The organism is Parafannyhessea umbonata, from assembly GCF_012844235.1.
In the GTDB taxonomy this organism is placed as follows: Bacteria; Actinomycetota; Coriobacteriia; order Coriobacteriales; family Atopobiaceae; genus Parafannyhessea.
Genome location: NZ_JABAGR010000001.1, coordinates 61,779 through 77,252, shown reverse-complemented (window position 1 = coordinate 77,252; position 15,474 = coordinate 61,779). Strand labels below are relative to the sequence as shown.

The window sequence follows — 15,474 nt, the reverse complement described above, 5'->3', positions numbered from 1 at the left end:
GGTGCCACAAGCGGGACTCCTCTGATGCGAGAAAGCATTTAGCTCAGGACTTGTATTTCCATCGAAGGTTTTCAGGGAGGAGAGAGTCTATCTCGCCATCGGTAAATGATTGAGCCTGATTCTCCTTCAGCATCTTCTTGGCCTTTTCGTATTGGCGCTCGTTGGTTCTTGGGGCGCTTCGGTAAACCGCATCGAGCTCGTCGAATAGCTGGTCACGTTTAGCGCATATAGCGCCCGGATCGAGTTCCTCGAAATCGGTGAGAAGGGAGACTAGCCTTTGCTCGAAGGCCCACAGGTCATTTGAAGCCTTGACATGGGCGGCGGATTCTTCTGACAGCTTTGCCCCACGCGAATAGAGGTTTAAGGCAAGGGCAACCGCTGAACATGCCGTTGCAACGATCGCGGCTACGTAGCCTGAAGGCAGTAAGGTGGAGATAAACCCGACGGTGGCGACGGACGTCAGGACTATCTGCGCGATGGAGATGCGGTCGCCCAGTTTCTTGGTGCTGTTGGCGGCCACGTTTTGCGTCTCACGGGAATAGACTTCCTTGGCATAGGCTTCGGTAAGTTGCGACCAGAGCCGCTTCTTGTACTCATGATTTTCGTCCATGCAGGCCTCGTTACTCGGCGATATATCGAATGACCTTGCCGAGCGCCCCGTAATCGTACCTTGCATCCACCTGTTGCCCGCTGCCGGGCGCTCGCAGAGAAGGAGGAACCAAGCCTCTGGCTGTCATGCTGTTGTAACGCTCAAGAAGGTGCTTCTCAAACGCCCCGGGTTCGGACCCGCGCTCTCCGTCCAGAGCCCATCGCCATTCATCTATTGCCTCGTAAACGAAGCTATCAATAAGAATACCCGAAAGATGGTAGCTCGAATAATGCTGCGTATGAACATAGCGGACATGCTTGCAAGTATCGAAGAGGAGTCCACGAGTGCGGTCATTCTTTGCTCGTATTTCTCGCTGCTCTGCAATGGGATTGGTCGTGAGCCAGTTGCCTCCCATGTTTGTGTCCGGATACACATAATGTGGATCGTCGTCCCAAGATACGATTTGCTCGAATGCGGGAAGGACCTCGAACCTCATACCGTCGCTGAAATTGACCACGACTACTTGCCCATCAGCCCGAATGTTGGAGCCGGACCAGGTCGACTGAATGGCCCCCTTCAGAGCCTGGAGGAGTCGTGACTGGCCGTTTCCCTTGTATCCGTCATAGCGCTCGTATTCCTCTCGTGGCAACTCCATGAGGATGTCGAGGTCGCTCGTGTCGATGGCCGTCCCACGGCCATAAGACCCGACGTAACGCGAGTGTGCTGTCTCGCTTGATGAGTCCCAGAATTCGCCGTTGACAGCCTTTGTCATCCTCTTGTAGCGCTTGGAAATCAAGCTCCTGGTCTCAAGGGGAATGGAATGGTTGTTCTCATGGACCTTATCCATCTAGCCTCACTTTCTCGGTTCTACACCGTTGCGTAGTGGTACTCCGTCTCCACCTCGTAGTGGAAGTCGCTGCCCAGCTCCAGCGCCTTGAAGTGCGCCTCCGCACAGCTTATCTTCGCCTCCCCGGTGGGGCGGTTCTCGCCGCGCTGCTTGCCCTTGGTCTCCACCACGAAGTACACCCGCTGCCGCCCGTCTTCTGCCTCCTCCACGTAGGCCCCGTCGGGGAAGAAGCTGCCCTGCTGCATTCGCTAACGTAGGGGTCGACGGAACGCTCAGCAGGTTTTCGACACTTCGTTATGTTTACAGTTCGCGGCAAGGAAACTACACCATTGTGGGGGCCGCATCGGGGCGAAGGCTACCTACTCGTGGTAGCGAACCATGGCCAGCTCAACGAAAGTCTCCGCGGAGGAATAGCTGAATTTACCCTTGCCGACCTTCTGGGGGTCGTACTCGGACTGTCGGATGACTCCGCAATAGTCTTCGGCTGCCTTGGCAAAGTCCTTGCTCTGAATGAACTTGTACGGATCCACGCGCCACCTTACCTCATTCCTGCCAGGATCGTATTCCATGCAAGCCCTAAGGCCGTAGACGAGCGGGTAGATAAAGCCATCGGGGACCGGCTGCTCGGCATCAAGGCCGTAGAATGGGGTCGTGTATTCACCGGACTTATGCTGCATGCTCTTCACTGCGCTGATCTTCCCATATGAGCCACCTGGCTTGTTGTAGTACTTCGGGAAGTTCTGATAGATCAGGTCAAAGGCGCGCGGTATGTCTACGGCAACCTTCAAGGCGCTAAGCACCTGCTGGTCGTGCAGCTCCTTCTCGGTTCCGTTCGTGTTTGCGGTGGAGATCCTTGGATTCCGCATGAGGGTGAGGTATTTGTCCAGACACTGCCCCTTGCCACTGTAGATTGCCGTTGTCTTGGGCGGGTCCATCACGGCATCCTCCCCGTTCACCCAAGTCGTCAGCGAGAGGGGGATCCATGCGAGGGCGATCAGGTTACGGCTTTCGATTGTTCCGCCGTCGTTGGTCTTCCAGCTGATGTTCTTTGCGAACTCCGGCTCCTTCTCCTCAAAGAGGGAGCGGAAGGCGTCGAACAGACCCTCTTTATTACCCTTGGTACCCACAGTGAGCTGGGCGTTATTGTTACGAGCGTCGCAGATTTCAAGCAGGGAAGAGCGGAAGGTCTCGAGGCATTCCGCGTCGTTTTGGTCGGCGGGGATTAGCATCTCCGTAGGAATGAGAAAGTTGAGGGTTCCGATTCCATCTTGCTCGAGCTTGGCGCGATCCTCTACGCTAGCGATGCGCTGGAGGTAGCTATCGATGTCTTGGTGAGCTTCCTTCCAGACCCCCTTGAAGTCGGCCCAGAGATTGACATCCTTCTTCCTTGGCGTGGTCTTTCCGGCAGTTATCTCTGCCTGATTGAGGATGTAGAGGCCTATTGCCAGCATGTTGTGACCTCCGTCCAGCACTCCTTCGATGCTGCGGTCATCAAAGATCAGGTTATAGCGTCCCCGATCAAGCTGCTCGTATTGTGACGTGGCGAGAAGAATGCCCTTGGTCTTGAATGGGAAGAGCTGCTGGCCCTGGTCCAGGTCGTCATTAGCAATAGAGGCCTCGATTGCGTCTGTGACGCTTCCGAGGCGGGAGTTCCTCGGGTTTGCCTCAAGGTCCAATGCATCGATAACATTGACGATGAAGCGTGCCGGCATCAGCCCAAACACGCGCTTGATGACCCCGACTGTTTGCTCCGAGGACTGCTTAAGCCGAATTGTTACTGGTGACTCGTGTGTCATGATGATCCCTTCTCTAGCCGTCGGCGAGAAGCGGATCGGAGACCCTCTCGAGAGAAAAGAAGGGCCGGTCTCCCGGCTCCAGTCAATGCATACGCATCTCTCTATTGCGCACATTGTCCTGGAATCGTCCGATTCCACATCTCCAGCACCCATCCGGGTTGCTATGGAGATGATCTCTCGATAGAGAAGAAAGATCAAGATCCAATGTCAGATATTTTGGTGAGCGGGGTGCCGGCGGATTCTTGAGAGGCGGCAGACGCTTTTGAGTGGATTTGGCTACCTCCATGCGGGTATGTTGCCTTGTTCCTCCGTATGGTCATGCCGTTCACGTCCCGTAAAGAGGACGAAAGTCCAAATCCTGGGCTTGGCCGTGAACCGAAGCCCTTGGACTGCGGCGTGCGCATAGCACGCCAGCTCCTTACGCGCAAGTCGAACGACCCGGTATACGGCTCGTCGAATACGTCGCCCCGCTCCTCGAAATGGAGATAGTCACCGTATTTGTGGCCCCGGGCCTCCTCAAAGTGCCCCGTTACGTTCTCAAAACGTTTCAGTATGTCCTCGTAGGGATAGCCGTCGAACTTCGTGAACAGCCTGTGCGAGCGCTCGTCGTCGAAGGAGCCTTCAGTCCAGTAGTCACCAACGTAGATGACCGCGTCTCCACGCCAGGGGGCCTGCGATCATCGTGCACGCCGCGTCTGTCATCTGCTGCCCAACTGCCGCAGAGCATCCCAGCGTGAAGCCGATGCCCTCGAACGGATCGTCGTCTATGTGCTCGCGCTGGTTCGGGTTTTCCCAGATGCATTACTGACCCGTCCTTCTCGCCCCGCGTGTCATCGGCTCATCGTCCGCTGACATTTTCTTACGGGCGCCAAGGTGGGGAAAGAGGCTGGTAGAATGCACTGCTGACATCCGCGACGACGATAGGGGGCGCAGTGTCGCACATAGCATGTCTCTGCGGCAACGACGTTCGCGAAAACAACTACGAGAACGTGTGGAACTTCGTAGCAGACTCGCTCATGGACGAGCTGGCCGACAGCCAGGCATTCTTCGGCCTCGAGTACCGTCCCGGGGAGAAATCAGAAGTTTGGCACTGCCAAGAGTGCGACCGGCTCATCCTTTTCGATGATGGTGGCATCTACGTTACGCGCTACATGAGAAGGGCCTCCGGGGGCAAGCCGCCCGTTGGGCCTGACGCCCGTCGAGGCGTGCTCTACAACGATGAGCTCTTCTTCGACGAGATCGATAGATATCTCTCGGAGAAGACCAAGCGTGGTGAAGCACCCGACTATGAGTTCTTCGATGCCAAGTACGCGGAAGGCAACCCGCTCCTCACGTCCCGCATCATGCGCAGGGAGGTATTCGACAACCCCTCGAGTTCCTTCGGAAACTGGTATCGGGCAGAGCTTTCCAAGACGTCGCTCGCAATCTTCGACCAGAATGACGTTGCGTACGCCTGCCCTTTGAAGCAATGGCTCGTGAGCCCCGAGGACATGGCCAAGCTCGCGTAGCGCACGACGCCGACCTGGCCCATCCGGCCAGCGGCCATGGCGGGCGCGACGGGCTGGACCTACCCCACCACCTATCCCACCACGGCGATGCAACCTGCGACGACGGCGCTCACCACGCCGATGAGCGCCAGCGGCACGCACCCGTCCACGAACGAGGCCAGCGCGCCCAACCGGTAGTACAGCACGTAGCACACAAGGCTCACGGCAAAGCCCGCCACGGCGAGAAGTGCCACCAGCGTGGCCGCGCCCGCCTCTCCGGCGCGGCCCAGAGCCAGCGCGCAGAACGCCTCCATGCCGAGCCACGCCACGAAGAGCACGAGCTCCGTGGTTGGCTGCCGCTGGAACGCGCGCTGCGTCACCGCAAGCAGCGCGAAGTACAGCGCCGCCGACCCCAGCGCAAAGCCCCAGGGCGCCCAGGCGGGCACGAGCCTTGCCGCTCCCCCGCACACGCGGGACGCACCCAACAGGCCGCAAACGACGGCCCCCAGGATCGCCGCAATGCCCACGACCCTAAGCGGCCCGTGGGCAGACCCGCCGCCCACCTTGGGCCAGAAGAATATCGCCCACCACAAAAGGTACAGCACGCAGCACGCGGCCATCAGCCAATGGCCCTGCCTCATCTGCTCAAACGCAATGCCACCCATGGACTGCCTCCCTTGGGTCCGGTCGCGGGGACGCCACGGTCCCCGCCCACCCATGATAGCAGCATCATCCACAAGCGATTTACCTGCTCATTTGTCAGAATCCGCGACTTTAAGTGTCGATTTCCGCGCTCGCACTCCACTCCAACGACGGCGCGACCGCACGCAAAAGGCGAAAGGCGGCGCCAGCCACAGCCGACGCCGCCCCAAGCTCGCGTGCCAGATTCGTGCTAGACCCTCGCGCTAGACCCTCGCGACGGCCTTGATCTCGACCTTGCCGCCGCCGGGAAGCGCCGCCACCTGGAACGCAGCACGCGCGGGATACGGTGCCTCGAAGAACTCGGCGTACACCTCGTTCATGGCGCCAAACTCGCTGATGTCTGCCAGCAGCACGGTGGTCTCCACAACGTCCGCCATGGTGGCGCCGGCCGCCTCCAGAATGTTCCTCAGGTTCGTGAGGCTCTGGCGCGTCTGGCTCTGGATGTCGTCGCCCGCAAGCTTGCCGGTAGCGGGGTCGATGCCCAGCTGGCCGCTCACGTTGATGGAGCCGTTCGAGGTGACGCCCGCGCTGTAGGGACCAAGCGCCGCAGGTGCCTTATCGGTAACGATTGCCTTCTTCATGTTCTTCTCCTTAAGTGATAGCGGTGCGCCACGCGCGGCGACGCACCTTCCATATGTCTGCCCTCCGACGACCTTGCGGCCGAGAAGGGCCTTAGTGCCTGGTTGCAGCCCACGCAGCCTTCGCGGCCCGCTCCGGCGCGCGGCGCGCGCCTGCTACGAGCGCGCCACGTACGCGCCGGGCATGGCGCCCGTGGGCTCGCCGTCGCGCGCCACGAGCTCGCCGTTCACGAACACCAGCCGCGCGCGGCCGCGCGCTTTGAAGCCCTCGTACGGCGTGTAGTCCACGGCCTGGTGCTGGTTGGCGGCGCCTATGGTCCAGCGCGCCGCCGGGTCCCACACGCACACGTCCGCGTCGGAGCCCGCCGCAAGCGCGCCCTTGCGCGGGTACATGCCAAACTCCCGCGCCGCCCCGGTCGAAAGCAGCCGACAGAAGTCCATGGGGCCCAGCTCGCCCTCGAACGTGGTCATCACCAGCGCAGGGCGGTGCTCCACGCCGGGGCCGCCGTTAGGGATCTTGCGGAAGTCCGCGCGGCCGCGGTCCTTCTGCCCGTGCAGGTTGAAGCTGCAGTGGTCCGTGGAGATCTGGTCCACCTCGCCGGCAAGCACGGCCTGGCGCAGCGCCGCCACGTCCGTGGGCCTGCGCAGGGGCGGGCTCATCACGTACTTGGCGCCCGCGAAGCCGTCCTCGCCGCGCTCCAGGTAGCGGGTGTCGTCCAGCAGCAGGTACTGGGGGCACGTCTCCAGCATCGCTCGCACGCCGCGAGCGCGGGCGGCCCTTACCTCCTCCAGCCCGAGCCTCGTGGAGCAGTGCACCACGTTCACGCGCACGCCCGTGAGCTGCGACAGGTACATCAGGCGCCCTATGGCCTCCGCCTCGCACTCCGCCGGACGGCTGAGCGGGTGCCCCTCAGGCCCCGTGATCCCGCGCGCGAACACGCGGCGCTGCAGCTCGTTCACCAGGGTGCCGTTCTCGCAGTGCACGCACAGGATGCCGTCGAACGGCTTGATCGCCTCGAGCACCTCCATGGTCTGGGCGTCGTCCAGGCGCAGGTGGTCGTAGGCAAAGTACGTCTTGAACGAGGTGATGCCCGCGTCGCGCATCGCGTCCACCTCGCCGCGCGTGCGCTCGTTCCAGTCTGATATCGCCATGTGGAACGCGTAGTTTGCGGTGCACGTGCCGTCCGCGCGCTCGTGCCACGCGTCCAGCGCCTGCGTCAGGGTCATGCCGCGGTCCTGCGTGGCGTAGTCCACGATCGTGGTGGTGCCGCCGCACGCCGCCGCACGCGTGCCCGTCTTGAAGCTGTCCGCCGTCCAGTCCATGCCGGTCCAGCACTGCATGTGCGTGTGCGCGTCTATAAAGCCCGGAAACACCCAGCACCCGGCCACGTCGAATACCTCGCAGCCGTCCAACTGCGCCGCGTCCAGGCCGCCCGGCACCACGGCCGCTATGTGCGCGCCCTCAAGCACCACGTCGCCCGCAAGCACGCCGTCTGGCGTCACCAGGCTTCCGCCCCTCAGCACCTTCGTAACAGCAGCCACAAGACCATCCTCCCTCACATGCACTCCGCAGAACGCCCCAGCTCCCCCGCCACGCGCGCAAGGTCCTTTGGGGTGTCCACGTCCATAAGCTCCGCGGCACGCCGCGCCTCTACCAGCCGCACGCCGCGCGCGAGCGTGGCGTCTTGGCGCAGCAGCGCGCCCCCGCCCACGTCGCCGGAAAGCGCACACAGCGCCGGCGCCAGCGCGCCGGGAAACACCACGGGGCTTCCCGCCTCGCCGTGCCACGCCAGCCGAGCCACGCACCCCGGGTGCGCCCCAAACTCCCGCACGAGCGCGTCCACGCTCGCGGCAGAAAGCAGCGGCTGGTCGCCCTGGGCAAACAGGTAGCCCACGCGCGGACCCAGCGCGCGCACGCCCGCGCGCACCGTGTCGCTCTGCTGTGGTCCCGCGGGCTCTGCCACGGCCGCGCCGTGCTCCGCGCACACGCGCCGCACCTCGGGCCAGCGGCTTACCACCACCACGTCAAGCGCGGGCGAGAAGAGCGCGTCCAGCGCGTGCAGCACCACGGCCTTGCCGCCCAGCGGCTCCAGCAGCTTCTGCCTACCAAAGCGCCGGGCCTCGCCGTTGGCCATGACCACGCAGCCAAGGCGGCCGCACTTCTCGCCCGCGCAGCACTTGTTGTCCCCGCGCGCACGGTCCATGTCGGTCGCCTCCCCTCGCGCCACGTTGGTGCGCGCCGCCACGCCGTCGCGGCGGGCGCACCCGTGCCACCAGTGTGACACGTTGGCGGCGGAACGCTGGCGTCATACGGCCACGCGTCCCGCCGCCACGCCGGCTTGCGCCGGCTGCGTTCCTATGCCTGGTTCCAGCGCGGGGTCGCCGCGTCCTCAAGCGCCTTCAGCGTGGCGATGGGGTCCTTCGCCTTCTGCAGGAAGACCATCGCGGCCACGGCGTAGGGCTTGTAGCTGGCCTCCATGTACAGGCCGTCGCGGTGGTAGTCGAAGACCTCGTTCTCGACCTCGCCGTGCTCGCAGCTCACGCCGTTGATGTCGGCGGGCAGCGGGTGCATGTAGATGGTGTCCTGGCCCTTGGCGGTGGTCTCCATCAGCTTCTGGGTGCAGCACCAGTCCTTGTGCGTGGCGTTCTGGGCAAGGAGCTCCTTCTCCAGCTTGTCGATGCCCTCCTGGTCGCCGGCGGCGTACAGCTTGGTGCGCTGCTCCATGGCAGCGTACGGCGCCCAGCTCTTGGGGATCACGATGTCGGCGCCCTCGAAGGCCTCCTCCATGGTGTGGGCCTGGGTGAAGGTCGCGCCGGACTCCTTTGCGTACACGCCGGCCTGCTTCACGAGCTCGGGCATGAGGTCGTAGCCCTCGGGGTGCGCAAGCGTCACGTTCATGCCAAAGCGGGTAAGCAGCATGATGAGCGACTGCGGGCAAGAGAGCGGCTTGCCGTAGGAGGGGCTATACGCCCAGGTCACGGCGACCTTCTTGCCCTTGAGGTTATCGAGCCCGCCAAACTCGTTGATCAGGTACAGCATGTCCGCGGAGGACTGGGTGGGGTGGTCGGAGTCGGACTGCAGGCTCACCAGGGTCGGGCGGTGGTCCAGGATGCCGTCGCGCCAGGACTGCTCCACGGACTCCGCGACCTCCTTCATGTACGCGTCGCCCTCGCCGATGAACTTGTCGTCGCGGATGCCGATGACGTCTGCCATGAAGCTGATCATCGTGGCGGTCTCGCGCACGGTCTCGCCGTGGGCGATCTGCGACTTGGACTCGTCCAGGTCCTGCAGCTGCAGGCCCAGCAGGTTGGTGCCGGAGGCAAACGAGAAGCGCGTGCGCGTGGAGTTGTCGCGGAAGTTGGAGACCGCAAGGCCGGACTGGAAGATGCGCGTGCTGATGTTGCGCTCGCGCAGGTTCCTGAGGGCGTCGGCCACCAGGTACATGGCCTTCAGCTCGTCGGTCGTCTTGTCCCACGTGTGCAGGAAGTCGTTGTTGTACATGTTCTTGAAGTCGAGCTTGGCAAGCTGCTCAAGGTACGGCTTGATGGTCTTCTCGCTCATGGCGTTACTCCTTGCTGTTGTGTCGTGATGCTACTTGATGTCGTTGTCCGTGAGGGAGGCGCGGAACTCCGTCGCGCTGCCGTCGGCGGCACTGGGGTCGTACATGTTCAGGGCCGCGACGTACAGGGCCGCGCACGTGGGCAGGTCCTGCTTATAGGTGACCTCGTTGGGCGCGTGGGCCTGGGACTCGGCGCCGGGGCCAAAGCCCACGCACGGGATGCCGTAGCGGCCCTGGATGGACACGCAGTTGGTCGAGAAGGTCCACTTGTCGCACAGGGGACGACCCTCGCGCTTGTCCATGGACTTCGGGCAGCCGATGCGCTTGTCGCCAAACAGCGCCTTGTGCGCGTCGACCAGAGCCTTCACGTGCGGCGCGGTCTCCTTGTTGATCCACGTCGGGAAGTAGGCCTCGGTCTCGTACACCTCGCCGGTCCAGCTGGGACGGTCGTACATGTACATGGAGACCTTCACGTCCTCGCCGTACTTCTTGACGGAGGGCAGGTCCTCGATCTCCTTCAGGCAGGACTTGTACGTCTCGCCCGCGGTCATGCGGCGGTCGATGCTGATGGCGCAGGAGTCGGCTACGGCGCAGCGGGAGGGGCTGGTGTAGAAGATCTGGCTGACGGTGCAGGTGCCGCGACCCAGGAAGCGGGCGTCCTCGTAGTGCTCGGGGTTGTACTTGGGGTCGAGCATCTTGACGAGGCCCTTGATGGAGGTGGACTCGTCGGCGCCGTTGTTGTTGAGCGCGCGCACGTCGCTTATGATGTCGGCCATCTTGTAGATCGCGTTGTCGCCGCGCTCCGGGGCAGAGCCGTGGCAGCTGACGCCCTTCACGTCCACGCGGATCTCCATGCGGCCGCGGTGCCCGCGGTAGATGCCGCCGTCCGTGGGCTCGGTGGAGATGACGAACTCCGGCTTGATGCCATCGACGTTGTAGATGTACTGCCAGCACATGCCGTCGCAGTCCTCTTCCTGCACGGTGCCGACGACCATGACCTTGTAGCCCTCGGGGATGAGGTCCATGTCCTTCATCATCTTCGCGGCGTACGTGGCGCTCGCCATGCCGCCCTCCTGGTCAGAACCGCCGCGGCCGCCGATGAGCTGGTCGTCCTCGAAGCCCTCGTACGGGTCGAAGTCCCAGTTGTCGCGGTTGCCGATGCCCACGGTGTCGATGTGCGAGTCGATGGCGATGATCTTCTCGCCCTCGCCCATGAAGCCCATGACGTTGCCGAGGCCGTCCACCTTGACCTCGTCGAAGCCCAGCTTCTCCATCTCGGCCTTGATGCAGGCGACGACCTCGCCCTCCTCGCAGGACTCGCTGGGGTGAGAGATCATGGCGCGCAGGAACGCCGTCATGTCCTTGCCGTAGGCGTTAGCCGCGGCCTTGATCTTGTCGAAGTCCAGGTCCTTCATGTGATCCTCCTTGCACGGGCCTTTGGACACGCAGGCGAGCGTCCCCCGGTGGAGATATGACGCTTTGTCTGCGTGCCATACTTTTTGTTTGGCAAGACCATTAAACCACGGCACGCGGCCGATTCAAGCCAGAACGCCTAACTTTTTGTTTTTGCTACAAACGGTTGGTTTGAAGAGGCCAGCGGTATGCGTCAGCGGGACCTGCCGGGGGCGCCTCGGGACCGCGTCGAATGTTATCTGCAGGAAACCAATTCGAAATATGCATGGAATCGATTCAGTTGTCGCGTGCCATGCACCCGCACGGGGCTGGACGCGACCCCGCTTGCGGCCGGTGGGCGCCCGCTCGCGGCGACCCGCGCGCGAAGTCCCCCTCCCCTCGGGCGCATCAGAACGAACATCTTCCCTGCGCGCACGAACCGCGCGCATCTGGACACGGACATAGGTCGCAAGGCGGCCACGGGAAGGAGATGGAATGGCAGACAACGACACCCCCACCTCCGGCGGGATGAAGAAGGAGCTCACGCTCTTCAACTTCTTCACCATCGGATTCGGCGCCATCATCGGCACCGGGTGGGTACTGCTGGTTGGCGACTGGATGGTGCTGGGCGGAGGTCCCATCCCGGCCATGATCGCCTTCGCCATAGGCGCGATATTCCTCGTGCCCATCGGCATGTGCTTTGGCGAGCTCACCGCGGCGATCCCCATCTCGGGCGGCATCATCGAGTACGTGGACCGCACCTTTGGCCGCAAGATGGGCTTCCTCACGGGCTGGATGCTGCTTCTGGGCAACGCCCCTCTGTGCCCCTGGGAGGCCATCGCCATATCCACGCTGCTCACGGACCGCTTCGCGGAGTTCCCGGCGCTCGCGTGGCTGCGCTCCGTGAGGCTGTACACCATCATGGGCGCCGACGTGTACCTGTGGCCCACCGTCATCGCGCTCGGCTTCGCCGTGCTGGTGATCTTCCTCAACTTCCGCGGCGCCGGCGCGGCGGCGAAGCTGTCAAGCTTCCTCGCGAAGGCGCTTCTCGCCGGCATGGTCCTCGCGATGGTCATCTCCATCGCCACGGGCTCGCCCTCCAACGCGCTTCCCGTGTTCTCGCGGGCCACGCACGCGGCGGGCGGCTCGGCAACGGAGGCGACGTCGCTTCTGGGCGGCATCGTGGCGGTACTCGTTATGACCCCGTTCTTCTACGCGGGCTTCGACACCATCCCGCAGCAGGCAGAGGAGGCGTCCGACAACCTCGACTGGAAGAAGTTCGGCCTCGTCCCGGCCATAGCGCTTCTCGCCTCCGGCGTGTTCTACCTCATCTGCATCTACTCGTTCGGCACCATCATCGACTGGCACGAGTTCGTCCAGTCCTCCGTCCCGGCCCTCGCGGTGCTGGAGCGCATCAACGTCTTCTTCTACGTCGCGATGCTCATCATCGCAACGCTTGGGCCCATGGGTCCCATGAACTCGTTCTTTGGCGCCTCGACCCGCCTGATGCTCGCCATGGGCCGCAAGGAGATGCTCCCGGCGTCCTTCGCCAAGATCGACCCCAAGTCCGGCGCCCCAAGAAACGGCAACATCGTGATGGCCGTCCTGACGCTCGTCGGCCCCTTCCTCGGCCGCAACATGCTCGTGCCGCTCACCAACGTGGCGTCGCTCGGCTTCATCTTCGCGTGCACCATGGCGGCCTGCGCCTGCATGCGCCTGCGCAAGACCGAGCCCGACCTGCCGCGCCCGTACAAGGTCAACGGCGGCAAGGCCGGAATCGCCTGCGCCATCGCCGCCGGTGCCATCGTGATCGGCCTGATGGTGCTTCCGTTCAGCCCCGCCGCCCTTAACGGCGTGGAGTGGGCCATCACCGCCGGGTGGGTCCTCATTGGCATCCTGATCATGGTGCTGTACGGAAACAAGCACGCCGCCGCGGACACGCATGCGTCCCCAAGCACGGCAAAGGCCTGACGGCCGAGAAGAACGGCTATACCGCGCGCAAGGCGCGACTAGCGATACGCAACAGACAAAGGCTTGTGCGAATTGGAGGTATTGTTATGGGCAAGATCGCGTTCAAGGGTGGCAAGCTCGTAGACGGTACGGGCGCGTCTCCGGTCGAGGACAGCCTGGTGCTAGTGGACGACAAGAAGATCGCCTACGCCGGCCCCGCCACCGAGATTCCCGAGGGCTATGAGGTGCGCGACATCTCTGGCCGCACCATCATGCCGGGCATCGTCGACACGCACATCCACTTCTCGGGCAACCTCACCGACAACGACAACGACTGGGTCATCGAGACCGTCGCCCAGAAGCAGGCCTGCGCCGTGAAGCAGGCGTACGACGCCGTGACCCACGGCCTCACCACCGTGTGCGAGATCGGCCGCAACGGCATCGCCATCCGCGACCTGGTGAACATGGGCGTCATGAAGGGGCCGCGCATCTTCGCGACCGGCCTGGGCTTCTGCCGCACCGCCGGCCACGGCGACTGCCACAAGCTGCCGTTCGAGATGTCCAAGAACGGCCACCCCTGGGGCGACCAGGTGGACGGCCCGTGGGAGCTCCGCCACGCCATCCGCATGCGCCTGCGCGAGAACCCGGACGCCATCAAGATCTGGGTGACCGGCGGCGGCATCTGGCGCTGGGACTCCGGCCGCGCCCAGCTCATGAGCACCGAGGAGATCAAGGCCGTCTGCGACGAGTGCGCGATGGTGGGCATCCCCGTGTGGTCGCACTCCTACAACTCCATCTCGGGCGCGTACGACTCGGTGCGCTTTGGCTGCGAGCAGCTGATCCACGGCTTCGAGCTGGACGACAAGACCATGGACCTCATGGCCGAGAAGGGCACGTTCTTCACGCCAACCGTCGGCTTCCTGCCCAGCTGGTACGCGACGTATCCCCCCGAGTGGACGCCGGAGCTCGACAAGTGGCCCGGCAAGGACAACGCCGAGAAGGGCATCGCGCGCTCGTACGCCAACCTCAACCGCGCGTACAAGCTCGGCGTCACGCTCACCGTGGGCTCGGACTCCTTCAGCTTCTCCACGCCGTACGGCTACACCACGCTGGACGAGGTGTACGCGTGGGTCGAGCACTGCGACATCCCCGCGATGGACGCGATCGTGGCCGCGACGCTTAACGGCGCCAAGATGGTCCACCACGAGGACGAGTTTGGCTCCCTCGAGAAGGGCAAGTACGCAGACCTGCTGGTTGTTAACGGCGACCCGCTGGCCAACATCCGCGACCTCACGCCCGACAAGATGGAGGTCATCATGAAGGAGGGCGACCAGATGATCAAGGGCGCCCTGTAGGCGCACCCGCGCAAGGGGCCGCGGCCACCATCGCCCGCGACCCCCGCGCACAACAAGGCAACGCCTTCGGGAGCCGGCCTCGCAGTTGCGGCCGGCTCCCGCCTTTTGTGCCGCGCCCGACCCTGTGCCCGCGCCCGCCCCTGTGCCCGCGCCCTTCTCGCCCGGGCGGGCCCGATGCGCCGCTGGCCTAATTGCCCCATGGCGAGGTGGACATAAAACCTAGAATCGGTCAGGCGTCGCGCGGCGCGCAGGCCGCGGCGCGGCCGGCTTTGGGAAGAGGGCGCGGTCGCGCGTTGCGAGCGCGGGATTGGGGGCAGGCGTGGAGGCAAACATCCGCAAGTTCCGGGCGTTCGTGACGAGCGCCCGCCTTGGCAGCTTCACGCGCGCCGCCGAGGAGCTGGGTTGCACGCAGTCCACCGTGAGCCGCATGGTCGCGAGCCTCGAGGCGGACTGGCAGCTGAGGCTGTTCCACCGCCGCGGCACCGCGCTGGCGCTCACGAGCGACGGCCAGGCCGTGCTGGAAGACGCGGACCGGCTGTGCCGCAGCTACGACGAGCTGCACCGCCACGTGGAGTCTCTGCGCGGACTGGACTCCGGCACCGTCGCCATCGCCGCCCCGTCGAGCATCGTCGCGCTGCGGTTGGCGGGCCCCCTGGGCGCGTTCGTGCGCAGCCACCCCGGCGTCCAGGTCAACATCATCGAGAGCACGTACGGCGAGGCGCAGAGCCTCATGGAGAAGGACGGGGTGGACGTTGCGTTCGTTCCCCACCCCATGCGGGCGGAGGGCCTCGAGTGCACCCCGTTCGAGCGCGACGAGCTGGTGATCGTGGCGCCGCGGGGGCACTTTGCGCAACAGGGCGTCATACCCGTGGAGTCCCTGCTGGACGAGATGTTCGTGGCGGACACGGAGACGGCCCCTCTCTTGCAGCGCGAGCTTCGCCACTCCAACGTGCGCTGCGTCACCTCGAACACGACGGCGATCCTGGCCATGGTGGAGGCGGGGCTGGGGATATCGCTGCTGCCGAGCCTCGCCCTCGAGGGATGCGAGGGCCGCCTGGACGTGCGCCACCTTAAGACGCCCGCGTGGCGCAGCATGTACCTGGTGCACCGCCGTACTTCCGACCTAAGCGCGGCGGCTCGCGCGTTTCTGGAGGCGCTGTAGCGAGCGGGCGGCCGGCGCGAATGCGCACCGACCGCCCTGGCCCGTCCTTCTCGCCC

Annotated in this window: 14 protein-coding genes; 4 read left to right on the top strand and 10 right to left on the bottom strand. The window is 64.1% G+C overall.

Annotation, left to right across the window (positions count from 1 at the left end; translation table 11 throughout):
* Positions 1–43: 43 nt before the first annotated feature.
* The 4 genes from HF885_RS00325 to HF885_RS00310 form a co-directional block, all read right to left on the bottom strand.
* Complete coding sequence (locus tag HF885_RS00325; RefSeq protein WP_170102999.1) at positions 44–610, bottom strand: SLATT domain-containing protein; 567 nt, start codon at positions 608–610, stop codon at positions 44–46.
* Between the two features lie 10 nt (positions 611–620).
* A complete protein-coding gene (locus tag HF885_RS00320; RefSeq protein WP_170102998.1) occupies positions 621–1,436 on the bottom strand; it encodes an SMODS domain-containing nucleotidyltransferase in 816 nt (271 codons plus the stop codon).
* 20 nt (positions 1,437–1,456) lie between these two features.
* Positions 1,457–1,681, bottom strand: a complete 225-nt coding sequence (locus HF885_RS00315; protein WP_170102997.1) for a hypothetical protein — start codon at positions 1,679–1,681, stop codon at positions 1,457–1,459.
* A gap of 114 nt (positions 1,682–1,795) precedes the next feature.
* Positions 1,796–3,232 carry a hypothetical protein gene (locus HF885_RS00310; RefSeq protein WP_206109703.1) on the bottom strand — a complete coding sequence of 479 codons (1,437 nt, stop codon included), beginning with the start codon at positions 3,230–3,232 and terminating at the stop codon, positions 1,796–1,798.
* Between the two features lie 932 nt (positions 3,233–4,164).
* On the opposite strand from HF885_RS00310, the gene HF885_RS00305 reads away from it, so the two are divergent.
* Complete coding sequence (locus HF885_RS00305; RefSeq protein ID WP_170102995.1) at positions 4,165–4,740, top strand: hypothetical protein; 576 nt, start codon at positions 4,165–4,167, stop codon at positions 4,738–4,740.
* A gap of 71 nt (positions 4,741–4,811) precedes the next feature.
* Here the strand turns inward: HF885_RS00305 and HF885_RS00300 are convergent, their stop codons facing one another.
* The 6 genes from HF885_RS00300 to HF885_RS00275 form a co-directional block, all read right to left on the bottom strand.
* Positions 4,812–5,384 (bottom strand): hypothetical protein, encoded by a 573-nt coding sequence (locus tag HF885_RS00300; protein ID WP_170102994.1) that lies wholly within the window; start codon positions 5,382–5,384, stop codon positions 4,812–4,814.
* 240 nt (positions 5,385–5,624) lie between these two features.
* Entirely contained in the window at positions 5,625–6,002 is a 378-nt protein-coding gene (locus HF885_RS00295; RefSeq protein ID WP_170102993.1) for a Rid family detoxifying hydrolase, read from the bottom strand.
* Positions 6,003–6,155: 153 nt separating this feature from the next.
* Positions 6,156–7,541 (bottom strand): dihydropyrimidinase, encoded by a 1,386-nt coding sequence (gene hydA / locus HF885_RS00290; RefSeq protein WP_328804294.1) that lies wholly within the window; start codon positions 7,539–7,541, stop codon positions 6,156–6,158.
* Between the two features lie 14 nt (positions 7,542–7,555).
* Positions 7,556–8,203: a nucleotidyltransferase family protein gene (locus HF885_RS00285; protein WP_170102992.1), complete on the bottom strand. Its 648-nt coding sequence runs from the start codon at positions 8,201–8,203 to the stop codon at positions 7,556–7,558.
* 152 nt (positions 8,204–8,355) lie between these two features.
* Entirely contained in the window at positions 8,356–9,561 is a 1,206-nt protein-coding gene (gene ygeW, locus HF885_RS00280; protein ID WP_170102991.1) for a knotted carbamoyltransferase YgeW, read from the bottom strand.
* A gap of 30 nt (positions 9,562–9,591) precedes the next feature.
* On the bottom strand, positions 9,592–10,974 hold the full coding sequence (locus HF885_RS00275) for a YgeY family selenium metabolism-linked hydrolase (protein WP_206109702.1): 1,383 nt from the start codon (positions 10,972–10,974) through the stop codon (positions 9,592–9,594).
* 472 nt (positions 10,975–11,446) lie between these two features.
* Here HF885_RS00275 and HF885_RS00270 point away from each other — a divergent pair, with 472 nt between their 5' ends.
* The 3 genes from HF885_RS00270 to HF885_RS00260 all read left to right on the top strand — a co-directional run bounded on the left by HF885_RS00270 (position 11,447) and on the right by HF885_RS00260 (position 15,418).
* On the top strand, positions 11,447–12,922 hold the full coding sequence (locus HF885_RS00270) for an APC family permease (RefSeq protein WP_170102990.1): 1,476 nt from the start codon (positions 11,447–11,449) through the stop codon (positions 12,920–12,922).
* Between the two features lie 86 nt (positions 12,923–13,008).
* Positions 13,009–14,256, top strand: a complete 1,248-nt coding sequence (locus HF885_RS00265) for a metal-dependent hydrolase family protein (RefSeq protein WP_170102989.1) — start codon at positions 13,009–13,011, stop codon at positions 14,254–14,256.
* A gap of 319 nt (positions 14,257–14,575) precedes the next feature.
* Entirely contained in the window at positions 14,576–15,418 is an 843-nt protein-coding gene (locus tag HF885_RS00260; RefSeq protein WP_170102988.1) for a LysR family transcriptional regulator, read from the top strand.
* Positions 15,419–15,474: the final 56 nt, after the last annotated feature.

Excerpts from the sequence above, each read along its gene's own strand:
- HF885_RS00325 (WP_170102999.1), bottom strand. The coding sequence starts at position 610 with ATGGACGAAAATCATGAGTACAAGAAGCGGCTCTGGTCGCAACTTACC.
- HF885_RS00320 (WP_170102998.1), bottom strand. The coding sequence starts at position 1,436 with ATGGATAAGGTCCATGAGAACAACCATTCCATTCCCCTTGAGACCAGG.
- HF885_RS00315 (WP_170102997.1), bottom strand. The coding sequence starts at position 1,681 with ATGCAGCAGGGCAGCTTCTTCCCCGACGGGGCCTACGTGGAGGAGGCA.
- HF885_RS00310 (WP_206109703.1), bottom strand. The coding sequence starts at position 3,232 with ATGACACACGAGTCACCAGTAACAATTCGGCTTAAGCAGTCCTCGGAG.
- HF885_RS00300 (WP_170102994.1), bottom strand. The coding sequence starts at position 5,384 with ATGGGTGGCATTGCGTTTGAGCAGATGAGGCAGGGCCATTGGCTGATG.
- HF885_RS00295 (WP_170102993.1), bottom strand. The coding sequence starts at position 6,002 with ATGAAGAAGGCAATCGTTACCGATAAGGCACCTGCGGCGCTTGGTCCC.
- HF885_RS00285 (WP_170102992.1), bottom strand. The coding sequence starts at position 8,203 with ATGGACCGTGCGCGCGGGGACAACAAGTGCTGCGCGGGCGAGAAGTGC.
- ygeW (WP_170102991.1), bottom strand. The coding sequence starts at position 9,561 with ATGAGCGAGAAGACCATCAAGCCGTACCTTGAGCAGCTTGCCAAGCTC.
- HF885_RS00275 (WP_206109702.1), bottom strand. The coding sequence starts at position 10,974 with ATGAAGGACCTGGACTTCGACAAGATCAAGGCCGCGGCTAACGCCTAC.
- HF885_RS00270 (WP_170102990.1), top strand. The coding sequence starts at position 11,447 with ATGGCAGACAACGACACCCCCACCTCCGGCGGGATGAAGAAGGAGCTC.
- HF885_RS00265 (WP_170102989.1), top strand. The coding sequence starts at position 13,009 with ATGGGCAAGATCGCGTTCAAGGGTGGCAAGCTCGTAGACGGTACGGGC.